This window comes from Chlamydia psittaci 6BC (genome assembly GCF_000204255.1).
Lineage (GTDB): Bacteria > Chlamydiota > Chlamydiia > Chlamydiales > Chlamydiaceae > Chlamydia > Chlamydia psittaci.
Window position 1 is genome coordinate 990,763 of record NC_017287.1, and the last position, 15,686, is coordinate 1,006,448.

A 15,686-nucleotide genomic window follows, 5' to 3' on the forward strand; every position below is an offset into this window, starting at 1 on the left:
ATTATCTCCATAATGCTGCGATGATCCCTAAAACCATAAAGAAAAATCCTGCCATCCAAAAACGCTTAACCACTTGAGTTTCTGAGATACCTTTATACTCGTAGTGATGATGTAATGGGGAGCATAGGAAAATACGCGTTTTCCTTAACCGGCAACTAGCAATTTGTAAAATTACAGACCCTGCTTCTGCAACAAAAACCCCTCCCAGTAAAATCAACAGTAATTCTGCACGCAGCATAACAGCACAGCTGCCCAACATGCCTCCTATCAATAAGGATCCTGTGTCTCCCATGAACACCTGTGCCGGAGAACAATTGTATTTTAGAAACGCCAGACTGACTCCTAGCAATGCAGATAATAGTATAGAGACATCAGTTGCGAGAGGTAGTGTAGTGCTTGTAAGGGCAACAACCAGCAAACCAAACGCACACATACACGTGGTTCCTGTTGCCAAACCGTCAAGACCGTCAGTAAGATTTACTGCATTACCCGTTCCTACGATAGCCAATACGGCTAGAACAAAATAAAAAAACTGCGCTAAAACAGAATTCCCGAAAGAAATAGACCCGAAAAAAGGAACTCGTAAAGTGTAAAATAGAGAAGTACCTTTATATATAAACATCACTGCTGTAGTGATCACTGCGGATATCACCAACTGCAAAACAAACTTCTGTTTTGCTGAGATACCATGGCCTTTCTTTTTTCTTTTTTTCACTATATCATCGTACCACCCTAGACTGGTCCAACTGATTATCAAAAACACAAATAACCATGTTGAGAGTTTCCCTAAGGGCAGCCAAAAAAAAATCGTGAATAACAATACGAGAAAAAAAAGAATGCCTCCAGCTGTAGGCGTATGTTTTTTATCCTGATGAAGAACTTCTAATTTTTCACAGTATTCTTTGTGTACTTGATCATAATGATTGCGTTTCTTCAGCCAGCGTATCACGGGCTTGCCTAAGAAGATCCCGAGAATAAATGCGAGAGCACATACTGTGAACAGAAAAAAAATCAAAGATTCATGAAGATAAAATCCAGAATTCATAAGTTAAAGTATTGAAAATTAAAAACAGCTCAATAGAGATTCTAAAGCTAAAGATCGTGATCCTTTTAGCAAGACAATATCCCCTTGCTGGACGACTTTCTTTAAAATCTCTTCTATGCCCTGAGCAGATGGGTAGAAAGAAACTTCACAAGTGTCGTGTTTTAATAGATGCCGAATAGGCAACCACTTTTCTCCAATAAAGAAAATAATACTTGCTTTAGATAAAGCTTTATTCGCAACCACGGTATGGCCTTCCTCAGAATGATTTCCTAATTCTGCCATATGGCCTAAGATAAGTATGACTTTCCCTCCTTCTGAAGGATTAGGAATTGCATCCAAAGCAGCAATCATTGCCTCTGGACAAGCATTGTATGCATCATTGATTATTTGAATACCATTACGAACACTTTGCTCAAAACGCATAGGAGGCAGCTGTAAATCACAACAGGAATGAATAATTCTATCGACAGGGACATCAAGAAGCCATGCTAAAGACAGAGAAATTAACAAATTACTGTAAGCTGGCTTGTATGGGAAGGCTACAGCGAAATCTATATCCCCTTCAGGAGTACTGATGACTACGCTATCCTTACGAATAGCCTTGTAATAAAAATCAGCGGTCTCATCATAAAAAGCAAAAGAAAACTTCTCAGCAGAGACAGACTGTTTCATGAAGTAAGAATACCAAGGAGAGTCTTTAGGAAGAAGTTGCACACGACTATTGCGTAAAATATGGCTTTTTTCTTCTGCAATGCCTTGCACACCCTGATCTGGGAAATTCATAACATGTTGATCTGCTATATTAGTAATTACAGCAACCTCAGGTTCTACTATAGAGAGTAAATCCTGCATGTTCTTTGGTTCAGAAACTCCCATTTCTAAAATGACAAAATCTTCGTCTCCATCTGCCATGAGCAAACTTAAAGGAACGGTAAGTTGGGAATTATAGCTTTTAGGGCTAGCATACACCCGGTACACGGAAGAAAGAAAAGTTTTCGCGAAGGCTTTAGTCGTTGTTTTCCCTATGGAACCGGTAATCCCTACAATTGTTCCTTGAAATAGGTGACTTTGACTTTCTCCAGCTTCTTTTAAAGCTTCTGTAGTGTCATTCACAACTATTAATTCTAAACCAAAGGAATCTCCTTGGTAATCTTTAGAAACGACGGCGGCTACGGCTCCAGATTGCGCTGCTTGTTTGAGGAAACGATGACCATCCGTGCATTGTCCAGAAAGAGCGAAAAATAAATCTCCAGGTCGCACCTGTCGACTATCAATGGCAACCCCAGAAATCTTTTTCCCAGACCTTGGGTATTTTACATTGGATAACATTAAGGTTACCCAATCTTCTAATAAGATAGATCGCATTCCTTGGCCTTTTTTCTCTTATTAAACATATACTCTTCAAGCAAATGTGCTCTAACGAGCATACCGTTTACAAGTTCTAGGATGAAGTTTTGGAGTGTTTCAAATATTCTGTTCATTAATATAAATAAATATACTACATGAATGCAAGCAGCGTTATCAGGTGTAGGTAAGATTTCCTACTGACTATAAAATCATATTTCGCTTAAACTAGGGTTTCCTTTCGCTTTCTTGGTGGCATAGCCAAGCGGTAAGGCCGAGGCCTGCAAAGCCTCTATCCCCGGTTCGATTCCGGGTGCCACCTTTCTTTTTCCTTTTTTATCTAAGGTATTGTGCACTAAAAAACGACTTGGTAGTGTGAGTTTTGCTTAAGGTTTCTCCTGGGGACTACCAATGTTAGACAAGGAAAACTCCCTGTACGATACAGATAAAAAACTTTTCCACGGTATAGATAAAGTCTTTCATTCTATCAAGGATCATTATGGTCCTCTACTTTCATCGCACTCTTTCTTTGAGAATCAAGGCTATCGTGTCCTATCTCGCATAACTCTCGCGGATCCCTATGAAAACATTGGTGTAGATTTTGCCAAAGCGATGGCTAAGCAAATCCATAAAAAATATCTTGATGGCATAACGACAAGTATCATTTTGCTCTATGCTCTTCTCAAGGAAAGCTACATTTTTTTAGATCAAGGCTTATCGCTTTACAAACTATGCTGTGCCTTAAGAAAAATGAAGGAAAAGCTTTTAACATCTTTGAAAAAGCACGCTTGGCCTTTAAAAGATGGGAATAAAGCCAAAGGCATTGTTTTCTCTGCCCTTCCAGATTTAACGATTGCTTCAGAAATGGCTGAGGCTTTTGCATCTGTAGGTTCTGATGGGTTTATATTATTATCCCAACTGGAGATGTCTCATATTCAGATCACACAAGGATTAAAAATCCCTTGTGGCTATAGTTCTCCTCACTTCATTTCTCAATCTACCCAGAGGACAATCCTACTTTCACAACCTCGTGTTTTCGTCACTGACAAAAAAATTACTACTGTCCTCTGTTTCCTTCCTCTATTACAAGAGTTACGTGAAAACGGAGAACATCTACTGATTTTTTGTAACGGCATAGATCCGGATGTTCTTTCTACATTCACTGTGAATAAACTTGAAGATCTCCTAGAAATTGTTGTTGTTGATTTGAGTAGATACCCTGATCTTGATCCCACCTTATCTGAGGATATCACCTTATTCACAGGAACAAATGTGTTCTCTCAAGATTTTTCTCCAACAACACGGTTGCCCGAGCGTGTATCTTTAGGATCATGTGCTTCTATAGAAATTTCTGAAGAAGAAACAATAATCATTCGTGGGCATAGCGTTTCTGAAGTTTTAGCATTAAAAATACACCAAATCGAAGAAGAAATTCGCACGAGCTCCTGTCAGGAGAGAAAAACTCTGTTAATCAAGAGAAAGCACCGCTTACAAAATGCCGTTGCTGTAGTCCCTGTACGCGAAGAAAATAAACTTTTCTATTCTTTAGCCCTTGCCACATTAACTGCTGCCGTAGACAAAGGCTACATTCCTGGGGGAGGTGCTGGTCTATTTTATGCTTCTTTAAATCTGTGTGGTGAGGAAGAACTCTCAGAAGAAGAACAAGCGGCCATTGAGATTCTACAGATGTGTTGTCGCGCTCCTTTAGAACAACTCATCAGGAATATGAAACTAGAAAGCCAGGTCGTTCTAGATAAACTGTTATCTCTATCAACACCTAGTTTAGGGATGAATGTCATTTCTCAACAAATAGAAGATCTTATTGCTTCAGGCATTCTAGATCCTCTATCCAAAATAGAGGATATTTTCTCCTTAGCCTTGGAAACAGGATTGAAAATACTGTCCTCAAAAGTCATCATTACCCATGCTAACAAGTAAATAATTCTCTAATCTTTGATCTATACGCTTAATTGCAACAATCTTTTCTTTATGAAAACAGTGAGTCTGACACACTGAAAATCCTCAAATTCTCGTCCCTTCCTATAAGATCTGCAAATAAAGCAGTTAATAAGAAAAACCTGACTCAGTACTATAAGTCTATTTTAGTACTGATTTCCGGAAATATTTGAGAATGAGAACACTGTTTCCCGTTTTTTCGGAGATGAAAATTGTACTATTGTATTGATCTTAGTAAGAAAGAACTTGAATAATTGAAGATCCGTAAAAGATCTTAAGAATAGTTGTTAGGGAAAACAGGAATGCTTTTTTATTAGCGGATTGAGCTGATAAATTATGCCAGCCTTTTGGAGAACAGGGGATATGTATAATAAACCTTCACAAGCTCATCGTATTATTCATATCTCTGATGTGCACTTTTGTGTTTTCCCTAGAAATCCCTTAACCTGTTTCAATAAGAGATTTAAAGGAGTATTACGCCAAGTATTTGGCGGTGTAACTTTTCAGTCTTCAACGATAGCAAAACGTTTTCCTGATTTAGCTGTAAAACTGCAAGCCGATAGTATTTGTATTACTGGCGACTTTTCTCTTACAGCTTTAGATAAAGAATTTCTACTAGCTCAAGACTTTGTGCATACCCTAGCACAAAATGCCTCTGTATATGTACTTCCTGGGAACCATGACGTTTATACACAACAAGCATTAGATCAGAAGACTTTCTATAACTACTTCCCTAATATACAATTACAAAACGAACAAATTTCCTTTAACAAACTCATGGATCATTGGTGGTTAGTCTTACTGGATTGTTCGTGTTTAAACGGATGGTTTTCTGCAAATGGCATGATAAAATCATCACAAATTTCTATTTTAGAGAACTTTATTCTCAGTCTTCCTCCGCAAGAAAACATTATCATTGCCAATCACTATCCTCTCTTACCTACAAAAGACCCTTCTCATGATTTAATTAATCATCTGCTTTTACAACATGTTTTGAAAAAGTATCCTAATGTGCGTTTATACCTTCATGGCCATAATCACCAGGCTGCGGTCTACAACTTCAAAGATCACGCACCAAACATGATTTTAAACAGTGGCTCTGTCTCGTTACCTTCTAATGCCCGTTTTCACATTATAGACCTATATCCTCAAGGATACCACGTATATACTGCAGCGATAACAAATCTCTTAAATACACAAGAGCCTCTAGAAATCTCTATAGAAGCCAATTTAGAGTCTTGGTAATTTTTCAAACCAACGACAAAATGAAAAATAGAAAAAACTGTGTAGAAAGGCTAGAAGCCTTCTTCACAAATTTTTTCTGCAATGGTACGAAATACCTCTGGAGTATTGGGTACTTCGCAGTGAGAAAGATCACGAGTGGATTCAGGCATAGCTATAAGCTTTTCCATCCACACTTGTCTCTTCTTTTGTTCTTCGAGAATCAAAGCTTGATCCCGTAGTTTTTTCAGCAACTCTGCTTCCGCAGATAGCTCTTTTGTTTTTTTTGTTCCCATACTACGGAATCTAAGAAAATCGTACTTTTTACACAACAGAACTTCTTATGATCAGAAGTTACTTGGAAACACGCGATTCATAACTTCCTGTACGTGTGTCTACTTTAACAACTTCACCTTCTTCTATGAAAATGGGAACCATAATTTTTGCTCCAGTATTTGTTACTGCAGGTTTTAATACTCTTCCCGAAGCTGTATCTCCACGTACACCTGGTGCCGTTTCAGCGATAGTAAGTTCCATAAAAATTGGAGGTTCTACCGCAATAACATTACCATTGTATAAAACTAATGTATAGATAGTGTCTTCTAATAACCACTGACGAATATTTTCTATTTTATCCCAGAAGATGACTTCTTGCTCGAATGTTTCATCATCCATGAAGGTAGCACCTTCCTGATCTGAATAAAGGAAACGCATCTGTTGTTCTCGCACATCTGCAGTTTCTACCGATTCTCCAGATTTAAACGTCTTTTCAATGACTCTTCCTGTAAGAAAATTTTTTACCTTAATCCTATTAAAGGCTTGGCCTTTTCCTGGTTTTACAAAGTCATTTTGCAAAATCAAATAGGGTTGACCATCTATTTCTATTCTTAATCCTACACGAAATTCACTAGTGCTTACACGAACCATGGGGCCTTTTATCCTTAAAATTCTCCCATTTATGTTATCTAGGATGTTCTCCTTTGTCCAGAAGAATGTCTTGTATACGACAGGATAAATATAGCGATTAATATCTATTGATTTTAGTTTAAACGTGCAATTTTCCTATATGCAGTATAAAGAAAATGATTATTTGACATCGACAACATCGAGTTAAACTAGGGAGCAAAAGCATGTTTAAGCACAAAGAAACGAAAACTGATGAAGCCAAAATAGCCCAGGATACACTAGAACGTTATTCTGGATCGTCTATTGAAGAATTTTGTCCCTACCTACTTTTAACAAACTTTGCACACTATACCCACGTATTTGCAGAAGCTTATCAGGTACCTATTTCAAAAGGATCTATGTTTTCTGCAGCACACGCTCCCCAAGTTAATGCGTCCATTTTGGATTTTAAATTAGGATCCCCTGGAGCAGCTTTAACTGTAGATTTATGTTCTTTCCTCCCTAACTTAAAAGCTGCTGTTATGCTTGGTATGTGTGGCGGTTTACGCTCGCATTATCAGGTTGGGGATTACTTTGTCCCGATAGCAAGTATTCGAGGAGAAGGAACCTCTGATGTCTATTTCCCTCCTGAAGTCCCTGCTTTAGCAAATTTCATAGTACAAAAAACTATCACAGAAATATTAGAAGAGAAGAAAGCGAGCTACCATATTGGAATTACTCACACCACAAATATCCGTTTTTGGGAGTTCAATAAAGAGTTCCGAAAGAAACTCTATGAAAATAAAGCACAAACTATAGAAATGGAATGTGCCACCCTCTTTTCTGCAGGTTATAGAAGAAACCTTCCCGTAGGAGGTTTATTGATCATCTCTGACTTACCTCTGAGAAGGGAAGGGATAAAAACTAAGGAAAGTGGAAATCATGTGTTGAAGACATATACAGAAGATCACATCACTACAGGCATTGATGTCATTTCAAGATTAGACACAGTATTGCAAAACCGCCCTATCAAAACCAATAAAGGTTTGCCACATATGGAACTTGGGGAGGCTGACGATACCATGCCTAAAGATTCTGGCATCTCAGATAGCGATTATTGAGAAAGAATTCTCTGTAAAATGCAATCTGCAGTAAATCCACAAGCTTCCGCTACATCAGCGGGAGCTCCAGAATAACCAAATCTATCCATAGCAATAGCTAAGCCATTCGAACCGATATATTTATACCAACCCAATGCAGATCCTGCCTCTATAGATACTCTTAAACCTAAATCGCCACCGATCACACTTTCTCGGTATTCAAAATCTTGCTGTTCGAATAACTCCCAACAAGGGAAAGAAATTACACGGACTTTTTTATCCAAATGGATTAGCTCTTGTGCCACAGCTAGAGCTAAATGCAACTCTGATCCTGTAGCAAATAAAGTATAATCTGGTTTCCCTTGAGTCTCTTTTAAAACAATGTAGGCTCCTCGGCCGACACCTTCTTTAAAAGATCTATTTGTTTGCGATAGTGTAGGTAAATTTTGCCGAGAAAGTATCAAAGCTGTGGGACCGGCATAACGCAATGCCGCATGCCAAGCTCCCTTAACTTCATTAGCATCCCCAGGGCGGATAACTTGCAAACCTGGAATTGCTCGTAACGACATAATTTGTTCTATAGGTTGATGGGTAGGACCATCCTCCCCAACAAAAATCGAGTCGTGGGTAAATTGATAAATCACGGGTAATTTTGCTAAAGCAGCCAAGCGAATAGCATTCCTTAGATAATCAGAAAATACTAAGAATGTGCCTCCAAAAGGTCGAAACACTTGTGAGTAAGCGAGGCCATTCATAATAGCTCCCATACCAAATTCTCGAACACCATACTTAATGTTTCTACCCGAGAAATCGTGGCTATTAATATCTTTAGCGTCAGTTATCCAAGTCCCATCAGAACTCGATAGGTCTGCTGATCCTCCAATAAGAGAAGGGATATTCTTAGCTAAATCTTGAATAATCTTGTTCGATGCCGCACGTCCAGCTATGTTCTCAGGCATGGCTATATCGTCGAGTATTCTCTCTAATTGTTCTGAAGAGAGAGGTGATTTTAATGAAAGAAACTCTTGATACAAGTCAGGGAATAGACGAGACCAAACACGAAAATTATCTTGCCATTCTTCTTGAACTTTACGATCTTCATGCAACTTATTAGAAAAGAAGGACTTTACTACAGGAGAAATGAAAAACTTCTCTTCAGGCAGATGCCAGAAACGTTTTGTCTGTTCCACACCAGCTTCTCCTAAAGGAGATCCATGTGCCTTATGGCTGCCTTCTTTAGGAGAGCCATGCCCAATGACTGTGTGTGCAATGATTAATACAGGACGCTGCTGAGATTGCTTAACTTTCACAAACGTTTCATGAATGCCTAAGAAATCGTACCCATCGACTTCATAAACATCCCAACCGTAAGACTCAAAACGTTTTTTTACATCTTCTGAGCTGACTTCTCCTAAAAAACCATCTAAGACAATATTGTTATAGTCATAAATCACGACAAGATTGTCTAAACCTAAGGTTCCTGCGAAGCTGCAGACTTCATGGCTAACGCCTTCCATCATACATCCATCACCAGCCAGGCAGTATACTTTACCATTAAAAATTTCGTGCTCAGGACGATTAAAGCGAATTCCAAGCATCTTCATAGATAAAGCCATACCTACAGCATTACCTACTCCTTGGCCTAAAGGTCCTGTAGTTGCTTCAACGCCCTCCGTCTCTCCAAATTCTGGATGACCAGGAGTCCGAGAATGCAACTGACGAAATTGCTGAAGATCCTCTAAAGAGACATCATACCCAGCAAGATGAAGACAGGCGTATAGCAAAGCTGAACCATGCCCTGCAGACAAGACAAAACGATCTCTATCAATCCATAACGGATCTTTTGGGTTGTGTCTTAAAACATAACTGTACAGGTAAGCGGCAAGTTCCGCACAACCTAAAGGTAATCCCGGATGACCAGAACCAGCTTTTTGAATGATCTCTATACTCAATTGTTTAAGAGTTCCTGAGACCTTTTCCAAGATATCTATATCTACTTCTCTGTTCACCATTTATCAGACCTAAAAGCACTTCACAAGAATATAAATAACGAAATTATAGGGCATGCATTACCAAAAAGCAAGACTACTCGCAATATAAGATCCCGCAATATCTTGATGAAGATTTCTTACCTAGGCTCTCACGGGTGTATAGAACATTTTTTATGCATCTAAGACCAAAAAGATTCTTTCTTAGGACAGGATTAGAGACTAAAATACATCTCTCCCCTATAATCACAGGAAGTTCAACGTTTTTGACATTGCAAAGTCATTCCTTATGTTAAGTAATACTCTCCGATCTAATTTTTTAAAATTTTACGCTAACCGTCACCATACTATTGTTTCTTCTTCACCTGTTTTTCCCCATAACGATCCTTCCATTCTCTTTACCAACGCAGGAATGAATCAATTCAAGGATATTTTTTTAAACAAAGAAACCGTGAGCTATTCACGAGCTACAACCTCTCAAAAATGTATCCGCGCTGGAGGCAAGCATAACGACCTCGATAACGTTGGACACACATCTCGACACCTTACTTTCTTCGAGATGTTAGGAAACTTTTCCTTTGGAGATTACTTTAAAGAGCAAGCGATTGCTTTTGCTTGGGAAGTTTCTTTATCTGTTTTCAATTTCGATCCGGATCGTATCTACGCAACAGTACATGAAAAAGATGATGAAGCGTTTGCTCTTTGGGAACGACATTTGCCTTCCGAACGTATTTTCCGTCTAACTGATAAAGATAATTTCTGGAGCATGGCTGAAACAGGCCCTTGTGGATATTGTTCCGAGCTTCTTTTCGATCGTGGTGAGCAATTTGGTAAAGCAGCCTCTCCTCTAGAGGACAGTGAAGGCGAGCGCTTTTTAGAATACTGGAACCTTGTATTTATGGAGTTCAATCGCTCAGCAGAAGGTTCCTTACTTGCCCTGCCTAACAAACATGTGGATACTGGCGCAGGTCTAGAGCGTTTGGTTTCTATTATCTCTGGAACCGATACTGTTTTCGAAGCTGATGTATTACGTTTGCTTATTTCAAAAACAGAAGAATTGTCAGGGAAAAAGTACCATCCAGATGAAGCTTTAGGAGCTGCTTTTAGAGTAATCGCGGACCACGTGCGTTCCTTATCTTTTGCTATAGCTGACGGCTTGATCCCTGGGAATACAGAACGTGGATACGTATTAAGAAAAATTTTGCGACGTTCTGTAAACTATGGAAAACGTCTTGGATTTACTAAACCATTCCTAGCAGAAATCGTCCCTGCTTTGGTTGATGCTATGGGGGAGGCGTATCCTGAATTACGCCTATCCGCGTCCCAAATTCAAGAAGTCATGACCATAGAAGAGGAGAACTATTTCAAATCACTTCACCGTGGTGGGAATTTACTTCAACAGGTTCTTAAATCTTCTTCTTCTTCATCCATCATTTCTGGAGAGGATGCTTTCAAATTAAAAGATACGTATGGATTACCTCTGGATGAAATCGCCTTGTTAGCTAAAGATTATGATTTCTCTGTAGATCTAGACACCTTTTATCAATTAGAGAAAGAAGCTAAAGAGCGCTCCAGGAAAAACATAGCTAAATCTCATAACACTACAGATACAGTATATGATTCACTTTCTTTAGGAGAGAATTCCACATTTGTTGGTTATAATGACCTTTCATGCGACACATTTATTGAAGCAATTATCAAGGATGGTGAACAGGTCCCCTATCTTAAAGAAAAAGAAAAAGGCATTTTAATCTTAAAAGAAACCCCCTTCTATGCAGAAAAAGGTGGTCAGGTTGGTGATTCTGGAGAGATATTCTGTTCTGATGGAACATTTGTAGTTAGTCACACCACCTCTCCGAAAGCAGGGATAGTTATTCATCATGGTGAAGTCTCTCAAGGACAACTCTGTCCTGCACAAGCTGTAACTGCACAAGTACATTGTCTACGTAGAAAAAATATCAGCAACAACCACACGGGCTGTCATCTTTTACATAAAGCTTTAGAAATGACGCTTGGAGATCATATCCGCCAAGCAGGATCTTTTGTTGATGATACAAAGATTCGTTTAGATTTTACGCATCCCAAAGCTATCGCTCCTGAAGACTTAGCTTCTATTGAGCTTTTAGTTAATGAGAAAATCCGCGAAAATCACCGCGTGGAGACTCGAGAAGCTTCTTACTCTGATGTAATGAATTCTAAAGAGATCAAGCAATTTTTTGGTGACAAGTATAGTGATATTGTTCGCGTAGTCTCAGCGGGATTTTCTCATGAGCTCTGTGGGGGTACTCATGCAGAATTTACAGGAGACCTTGGTTGTTTCCGCATCCTTAAAGAGCATGCTGTAGCCACGGGGATCCGTCGTATAGAGGCTGTAACAGGAAAAGAAGCTGAAGTTTTAGCACGTCAAGACACTCAGGATCTCAATGAAATTGCGCTTATTTTACAATCTCCTCGAGATCAAATTCTGAATAAATTACAAAACATTTTAGATGAGAAAAAAGAACAAACGAAACTCATTTCTGATTTAGAGAACAAGCTTATTTATTCTCTATTGGATAAAGTTATTGATCGTTGTCAGCAGGTTGAAGATGTTTCTTATTTCATTCATCATTTACCTGAATCGGAAAGTCATCGCTTACAACAGTACGCCAACTGCCTACATCAAAAAATACCAGCACGTTTAGTTTCTCTATGGACTACTCAGAAAAACGGGAAGTATATCATCTTTTCAAGAATTTCTGACGATCTGGTTAAACAAGGATTACAAGCTAAAGATCTTTTAAAAATATTACTCACACCTTGTGGTGGTCGTTGGGGAGGGAAAGATATATTTGCACAAGGTAGTGCTGATAGTCTCCCAGAAGCAGATATATTAAATAACACTTTATGCCAATGGATTTCGACCCAGTTAATTTAAACCTATCTATTTTACCTGAAATAACTAACACCTCTGTTCCATTACTAATAGAAAATATCCTTCCTGGGGCTCGTAGTTTCTTAGCTGCTAAGTTTTTCTACGAGAGGAAAGAGTCTGTGGTAATGATTACCACGCGCTCTCGTATTGATGATCTCTTTGAAGATCTTTCTTCATTTTTAGGATTCCCTCCTGTGGAGTTTCCTTCATCAGAAATAGACTTATCTCCAAAGCTTGTTAATATCGATGCTGTTGGGAAACGTGATAAGGTTCTTTACGATTTGTATCAGAAAAAAGCCCCTATATTTTGTGTAACAACACTAAAAGCTTTACTAGAGAAAACTCGATCACCAAAAGATACAGCTCACCAACATTTAGATATCCAAGTTGGAGATGTTCTTGATCCTGATATCATGATCGATCTATGTAAAAATTTAGGTTATCGCCATGAAACTCTTGCCAGCGATAAGGGAGAGTTTGCTTATAGAGGAGGGATTATTGATATCTTTCCTCTATCTTCTCCAGAACCTTTCCGGATAGAGTTTTGGGGAGAAAAGATCATCTCAATACGTCCTTTTAATCCATCTGATCAACTCTCAACAGGGAAAGTTTCCAAGCTGTCTATATCCCCAGCCACAAAAAATTCGGGGACAGAAGTTTTATCACACTGCCTATTGGATTATTTTGATACACCCCCAGCATTTCTCTTCGATAATTTAACCTTGTTAGAAGATGATTTCTCGGAGATTTCAGGGACGTTGTCTTCGCTACCTAACCGTTTTCTACCTATCCAAGATTTATGTCGACGTGCTTTTCAATCTCAGACGATTTTCTTTGAAGAGAAAAACTTCCCTAATGTTCGTACAATTAAAAATACCCAAGTAAACATTGAAGTCTTCCACTGCGACATTCAAGCTTCCCGACTTGTTGCTCCTTTTATCTATCCTAACGAAGTTATCGACGAACAAGAAAATCCCCTTCTTGGTTTTCTACAAAAGCTTCAAGAATATATCCCTAACAAAGGACAACCGTTTAACGTAGCCCTCTACAATACAAAAGCAAAATCTTTAAAAGAAGCTCGGGCTCTAATAGAAACGCTAAGCCAGAGCTCTATACATATCTATGAAAAACCTGGGAATCTCTCTTCTAGCTTTGCTCTTGTAAACGAAAGATTTGCTGCTATTTCCCTAGCGGAATTTGCTTCTACAAAAGTATTGCGAAGGCAAAAACAGAGAAATTATTTTTCCGTAACTACTGAAGAAGTATTCGTTCCTATTCCTGGAGAGACAGTTGTTCATTTACACAATGGTATTGGCAAATTTATCGGAATGGAAAAGAAGCCAAACCATTTAAATATTGAAACTGACTATCTAGTTCTTGAATATGCCGACAAAGCACGGCTGTATGTGCCTTCAGACCAAGCCTATCTGATTTCACGTTACGTAGGAGTTTCTGACAAAACTCCTGACCTTCATAATCTAAATGGCTCTAAATGGAAACGATCTCGAGATCTCTCTGAAAAGTCTCTTATATTATATGCTGAGAAACTCCTTCAGCTCGAAGCACAGCGTTCCACGACTCCTTCATTTATTTATCCTCCCCATGGAGAAGAGGTAATTAAATTCGAAGAGAGCTTTCCTTATGAAGAAACTCCAGATCAATTGAAAGCGATTGAGCAAATCTATTCCGATATGATGTCCGATAAGCTCATGGACCGTTTAATTTGCGGTGATGCAGGATTCGGAAAGACGGAAGTCATTATGCGAGCTGCTGTGAAAGCGGTTTGTGATGGTCAGCGACAGGTTATTGTTATGGTCCCCACAACCATTCTAGCAAATCAGCATTACGAAACTTTCACCCAACGTATGGCAGGGTTACCGATAAATATTGCTGTTCTTTCGCGCTTTTCTGAAGGGAAGGCTCTGAAAAAAATCTTTGAGGATACAGCTCAAGGCAATATTGATATTTTAATCGGCACACACAAGTTAATAAATAAAAACTTAGAATTCAAAAATCCTGGTTTATTGATTATTGATGAGGAACAACGTTTTGGTGTTAAAGTTAAAGATTTCCTCAAGGAACGTTACCCTACGATAGACTGTCTCACAGTATCAGCTACACCTATTCCGAGAACATTATACATGTCTTTGTCGGGAGCCAGGGACCTCTCTTTGATTACCATGCCTCCATTAGATAGACTGCCTGTTTCTACTTTTGTTTTAGAACACAATGAAGAAACTCTATCTGCAGCCTTACGGCACGAATTATTGCGAGGTGGTCAAGCATACGTAATTCATAATCGTATTGAGAGCATTTTTAGATTAGGGAATACAATACGGAACTTGGTACCAGAAGCACGTATTGCTGTTGCTCATGGCCAAATGTCTTCAGATGAGTTAGCTTCTATTTTTCAAAAATTTAAGGATCAAGAAACCAATGTCCTTGTAGCAACAGCACTTATAGAAAATGGTATCGATATTCCTAATGCCAATACGATTTTAGTCGACCAAGCAGATAAATTTGGCATGGCTGATCTGTATCAGATGAAAGGTCGTGTAGGAAGATGGAATAGAAAAGCTTACTGTTATTTTTTAGTTTCCCATTTAGATAGATTATCTGGTCCTGCTGCAAAACGTTTACAAGCTTTGAATAAACAAGAATATGGAGGAGGAATGAAGATCGCTCTCCATGATTTAGAAATTCGTGGCGCAGGAAATATTTTAGGAACCGATCAATCCGGGCATATCAGTGCGATTGGATTCAACCTCTACTGTAAGTTATTGAAAAAAACGGTTGCTGCTTTAAAGAACAACTCTTCTCCTTTATTATTCAACGATGATGTAAAAATAGAGTTTCCTTATAAATCCCGCATACCTGATACCTATATAGATTTGGCGTCTCTGCGTATAGAATTTTACCAGAAAATCGGTGGTGCTGAAGATGCCGAACAGTTAGATTTGATAAAAGAAGAGATGCGCGATCGCTTCGGGCCTCTACCCGAAGAGGTCTTATGGTTATTTGCATTAGCTCACGTACGTCTATTTGCTCTACAACACAATATTTCTAGCATTAAAGGTACGGGGAATGCTTTGTATATTCAACAATGTCATGGAAAAACCGAGCAAATAAAGAAAACATTACCCTATTCTTTATCTCCCACCCCAGAACTCCTGGTAGCTGAAGTGTTAGAATCTATAGAGAAAGCATTTCCTCTAAAAACCCCTCGTTAAGGA

10 protein-coding genes and 1 tRNA gene are annotated in these 15,686 nt (G+C 38.8%); 6 read left to right on the top strand and 5 right to left on the bottom strand.

All coding sequences use genetic code 11. From position 1 onward, the window contains the following. Nucleotide 1: 1 nt before the first annotated feature. On the bottom strand, nt 2-1,045 hold the full coding sequence (mraY, locus tag G5O_RS09460; protein WP_006343525.1) for a phospho-N-acetylmuramoyl-pentapeptide-transferase: 1,044 nt from the start codon (nt 1,043-1,045) through the stop codon (nt 2-4). 18 nt (nt 1,046-1,063) lie between these two features. Continuing rightward, nucleotides 1,064-2,410, bottom strand: a complete 1,347-nt coding sequence (locus tag G5O_RS09465) for a UDP-N-acetylmuramoyl-tripeptide--D-alanyl-D-alanine ligase (RefSeq protein ID WP_006343526.1) — start codon at nt 2,408-2,410, stop codon at nt 1,064-1,066. 230 nt (nt 2,411-2,640) lie between these two features. Here G5O_RS09465 and G5O_RS09470 point away from each other — a divergent pair. The 3 genes from G5O_RS09470 (at nt 2,641) to G5O_RS09480 (ending at nt 5,590) form a co-directional block, all read left to right on the top strand. Beyond that, nucleotides 2,641-2,711: transfer RNA gene (locus tag G5O_RS09470), tRNA-Cys, on the top strand. An 89-nt stretch (nt 2,712-2,800) separates the two neighbouring features. Then, nucleotides 2,801-4,327 (top strand): variant chaperonin GroEL3, encoded by a 1,527-nt coding sequence (gene groEL3, locus G5O_RS09475; protein WP_006343527.1) that lies wholly within the window; start codon nt 2,801-2,803, stop codon nt 4,325-4,327. 381 nt (nt 4,328-4,708) lie between these two features. Then, on the top strand, nt 4,709-5,590 hold the full coding sequence (locus G5O_RS09480) for a metallophosphoesterase family protein (RefSeq protein ID WP_006343528.1): 882 nt from the start codon (nt 4,709-4,711) through the stop codon (nt 5,588-5,590). A gap of 50 nt (nt 5,591-5,640) precedes the next feature. On the opposite strand, the gene G5O_RS09485 is transcribed toward G5O_RS09480, so the two are convergent. Both G5O_RS09485 and efp read right to left on the bottom strand, forming a co-directional pair. Then, nucleotides 5,641-5,862 (bottom strand): hypothetical protein, encoded by a 222-nt coding sequence (locus G5O_RS09485; protein WP_006343529.1) that lies wholly within the window; start codon nt 5,860-5,862, stop codon nt 5,641-5,643. A 58-nt stretch (nt 5,863-5,920) separates the two neighbouring features. Next, complete coding sequence (gene efp, locus G5O_RS09490; RefSeq protein WP_006343530.1) at nt 5,921-6,493, bottom strand: elongation factor P; 573 nt, start codon at nt 6,491-6,493, stop codon at nt 5,921-5,923. Between the two features lie 203 nt (nt 6,494-6,696). Here efp and G5O_RS09495 point away from each other — a divergent pair, with 203 nt between their 5' ends. Further along, entirely contained in the window at nt 6,697-7,572 is an 876-nt protein-coding gene (locus G5O_RS09495; RefSeq protein ID WP_006343531.1) for an AMP nucleosidase, read from the top strand. On the opposite strand, the gene tkt is transcribed toward G5O_RS09495, so the two are convergent. Further along, nucleotides 7,566-9,563, bottom strand: coding sequence for a transketolase (tkt, locus tag G5O_RS09500; protein ID WP_006343532.1), 1,998 nt, complete (start codon nt 9,561-9,563; stop codon nt 7,566-7,568). The genes G5O_RS09495 and tkt overlap by 7 nt on opposite strands. 265 nt (nt 9,564-9,828) lie before the next feature. On the opposite strand from tkt, the gene alaS reads away from it, so the two are divergent. Then, on the top strand, nt 9,829-12,456 hold the full coding sequence (alaS, locus tag G5O_RS09505; protein WP_006343533.1) for an alanine--tRNA ligase: 2,628 nt from the start codon (nt 9,829-9,831) through the stop codon (nt 12,454-12,456). Then, nucleotides 12,432-15,683 carry a transcription-repair coupling factor gene (mfd, locus tag G5O_RS09510; RefSeq protein ID WP_006343534.1) on the top strand — a complete coding sequence of 1,084 codons (3,252 nt, stop codon included), beginning with the start codon at nt 12,432-12,434 and terminating at the stop codon, nt 15,681-15,683. Before alaS ends, mfd begins: the two co-directional genes overlap by 25 nt. Nucleotides 15,684-15,686 lie beyond the last annotated feature (3 nt).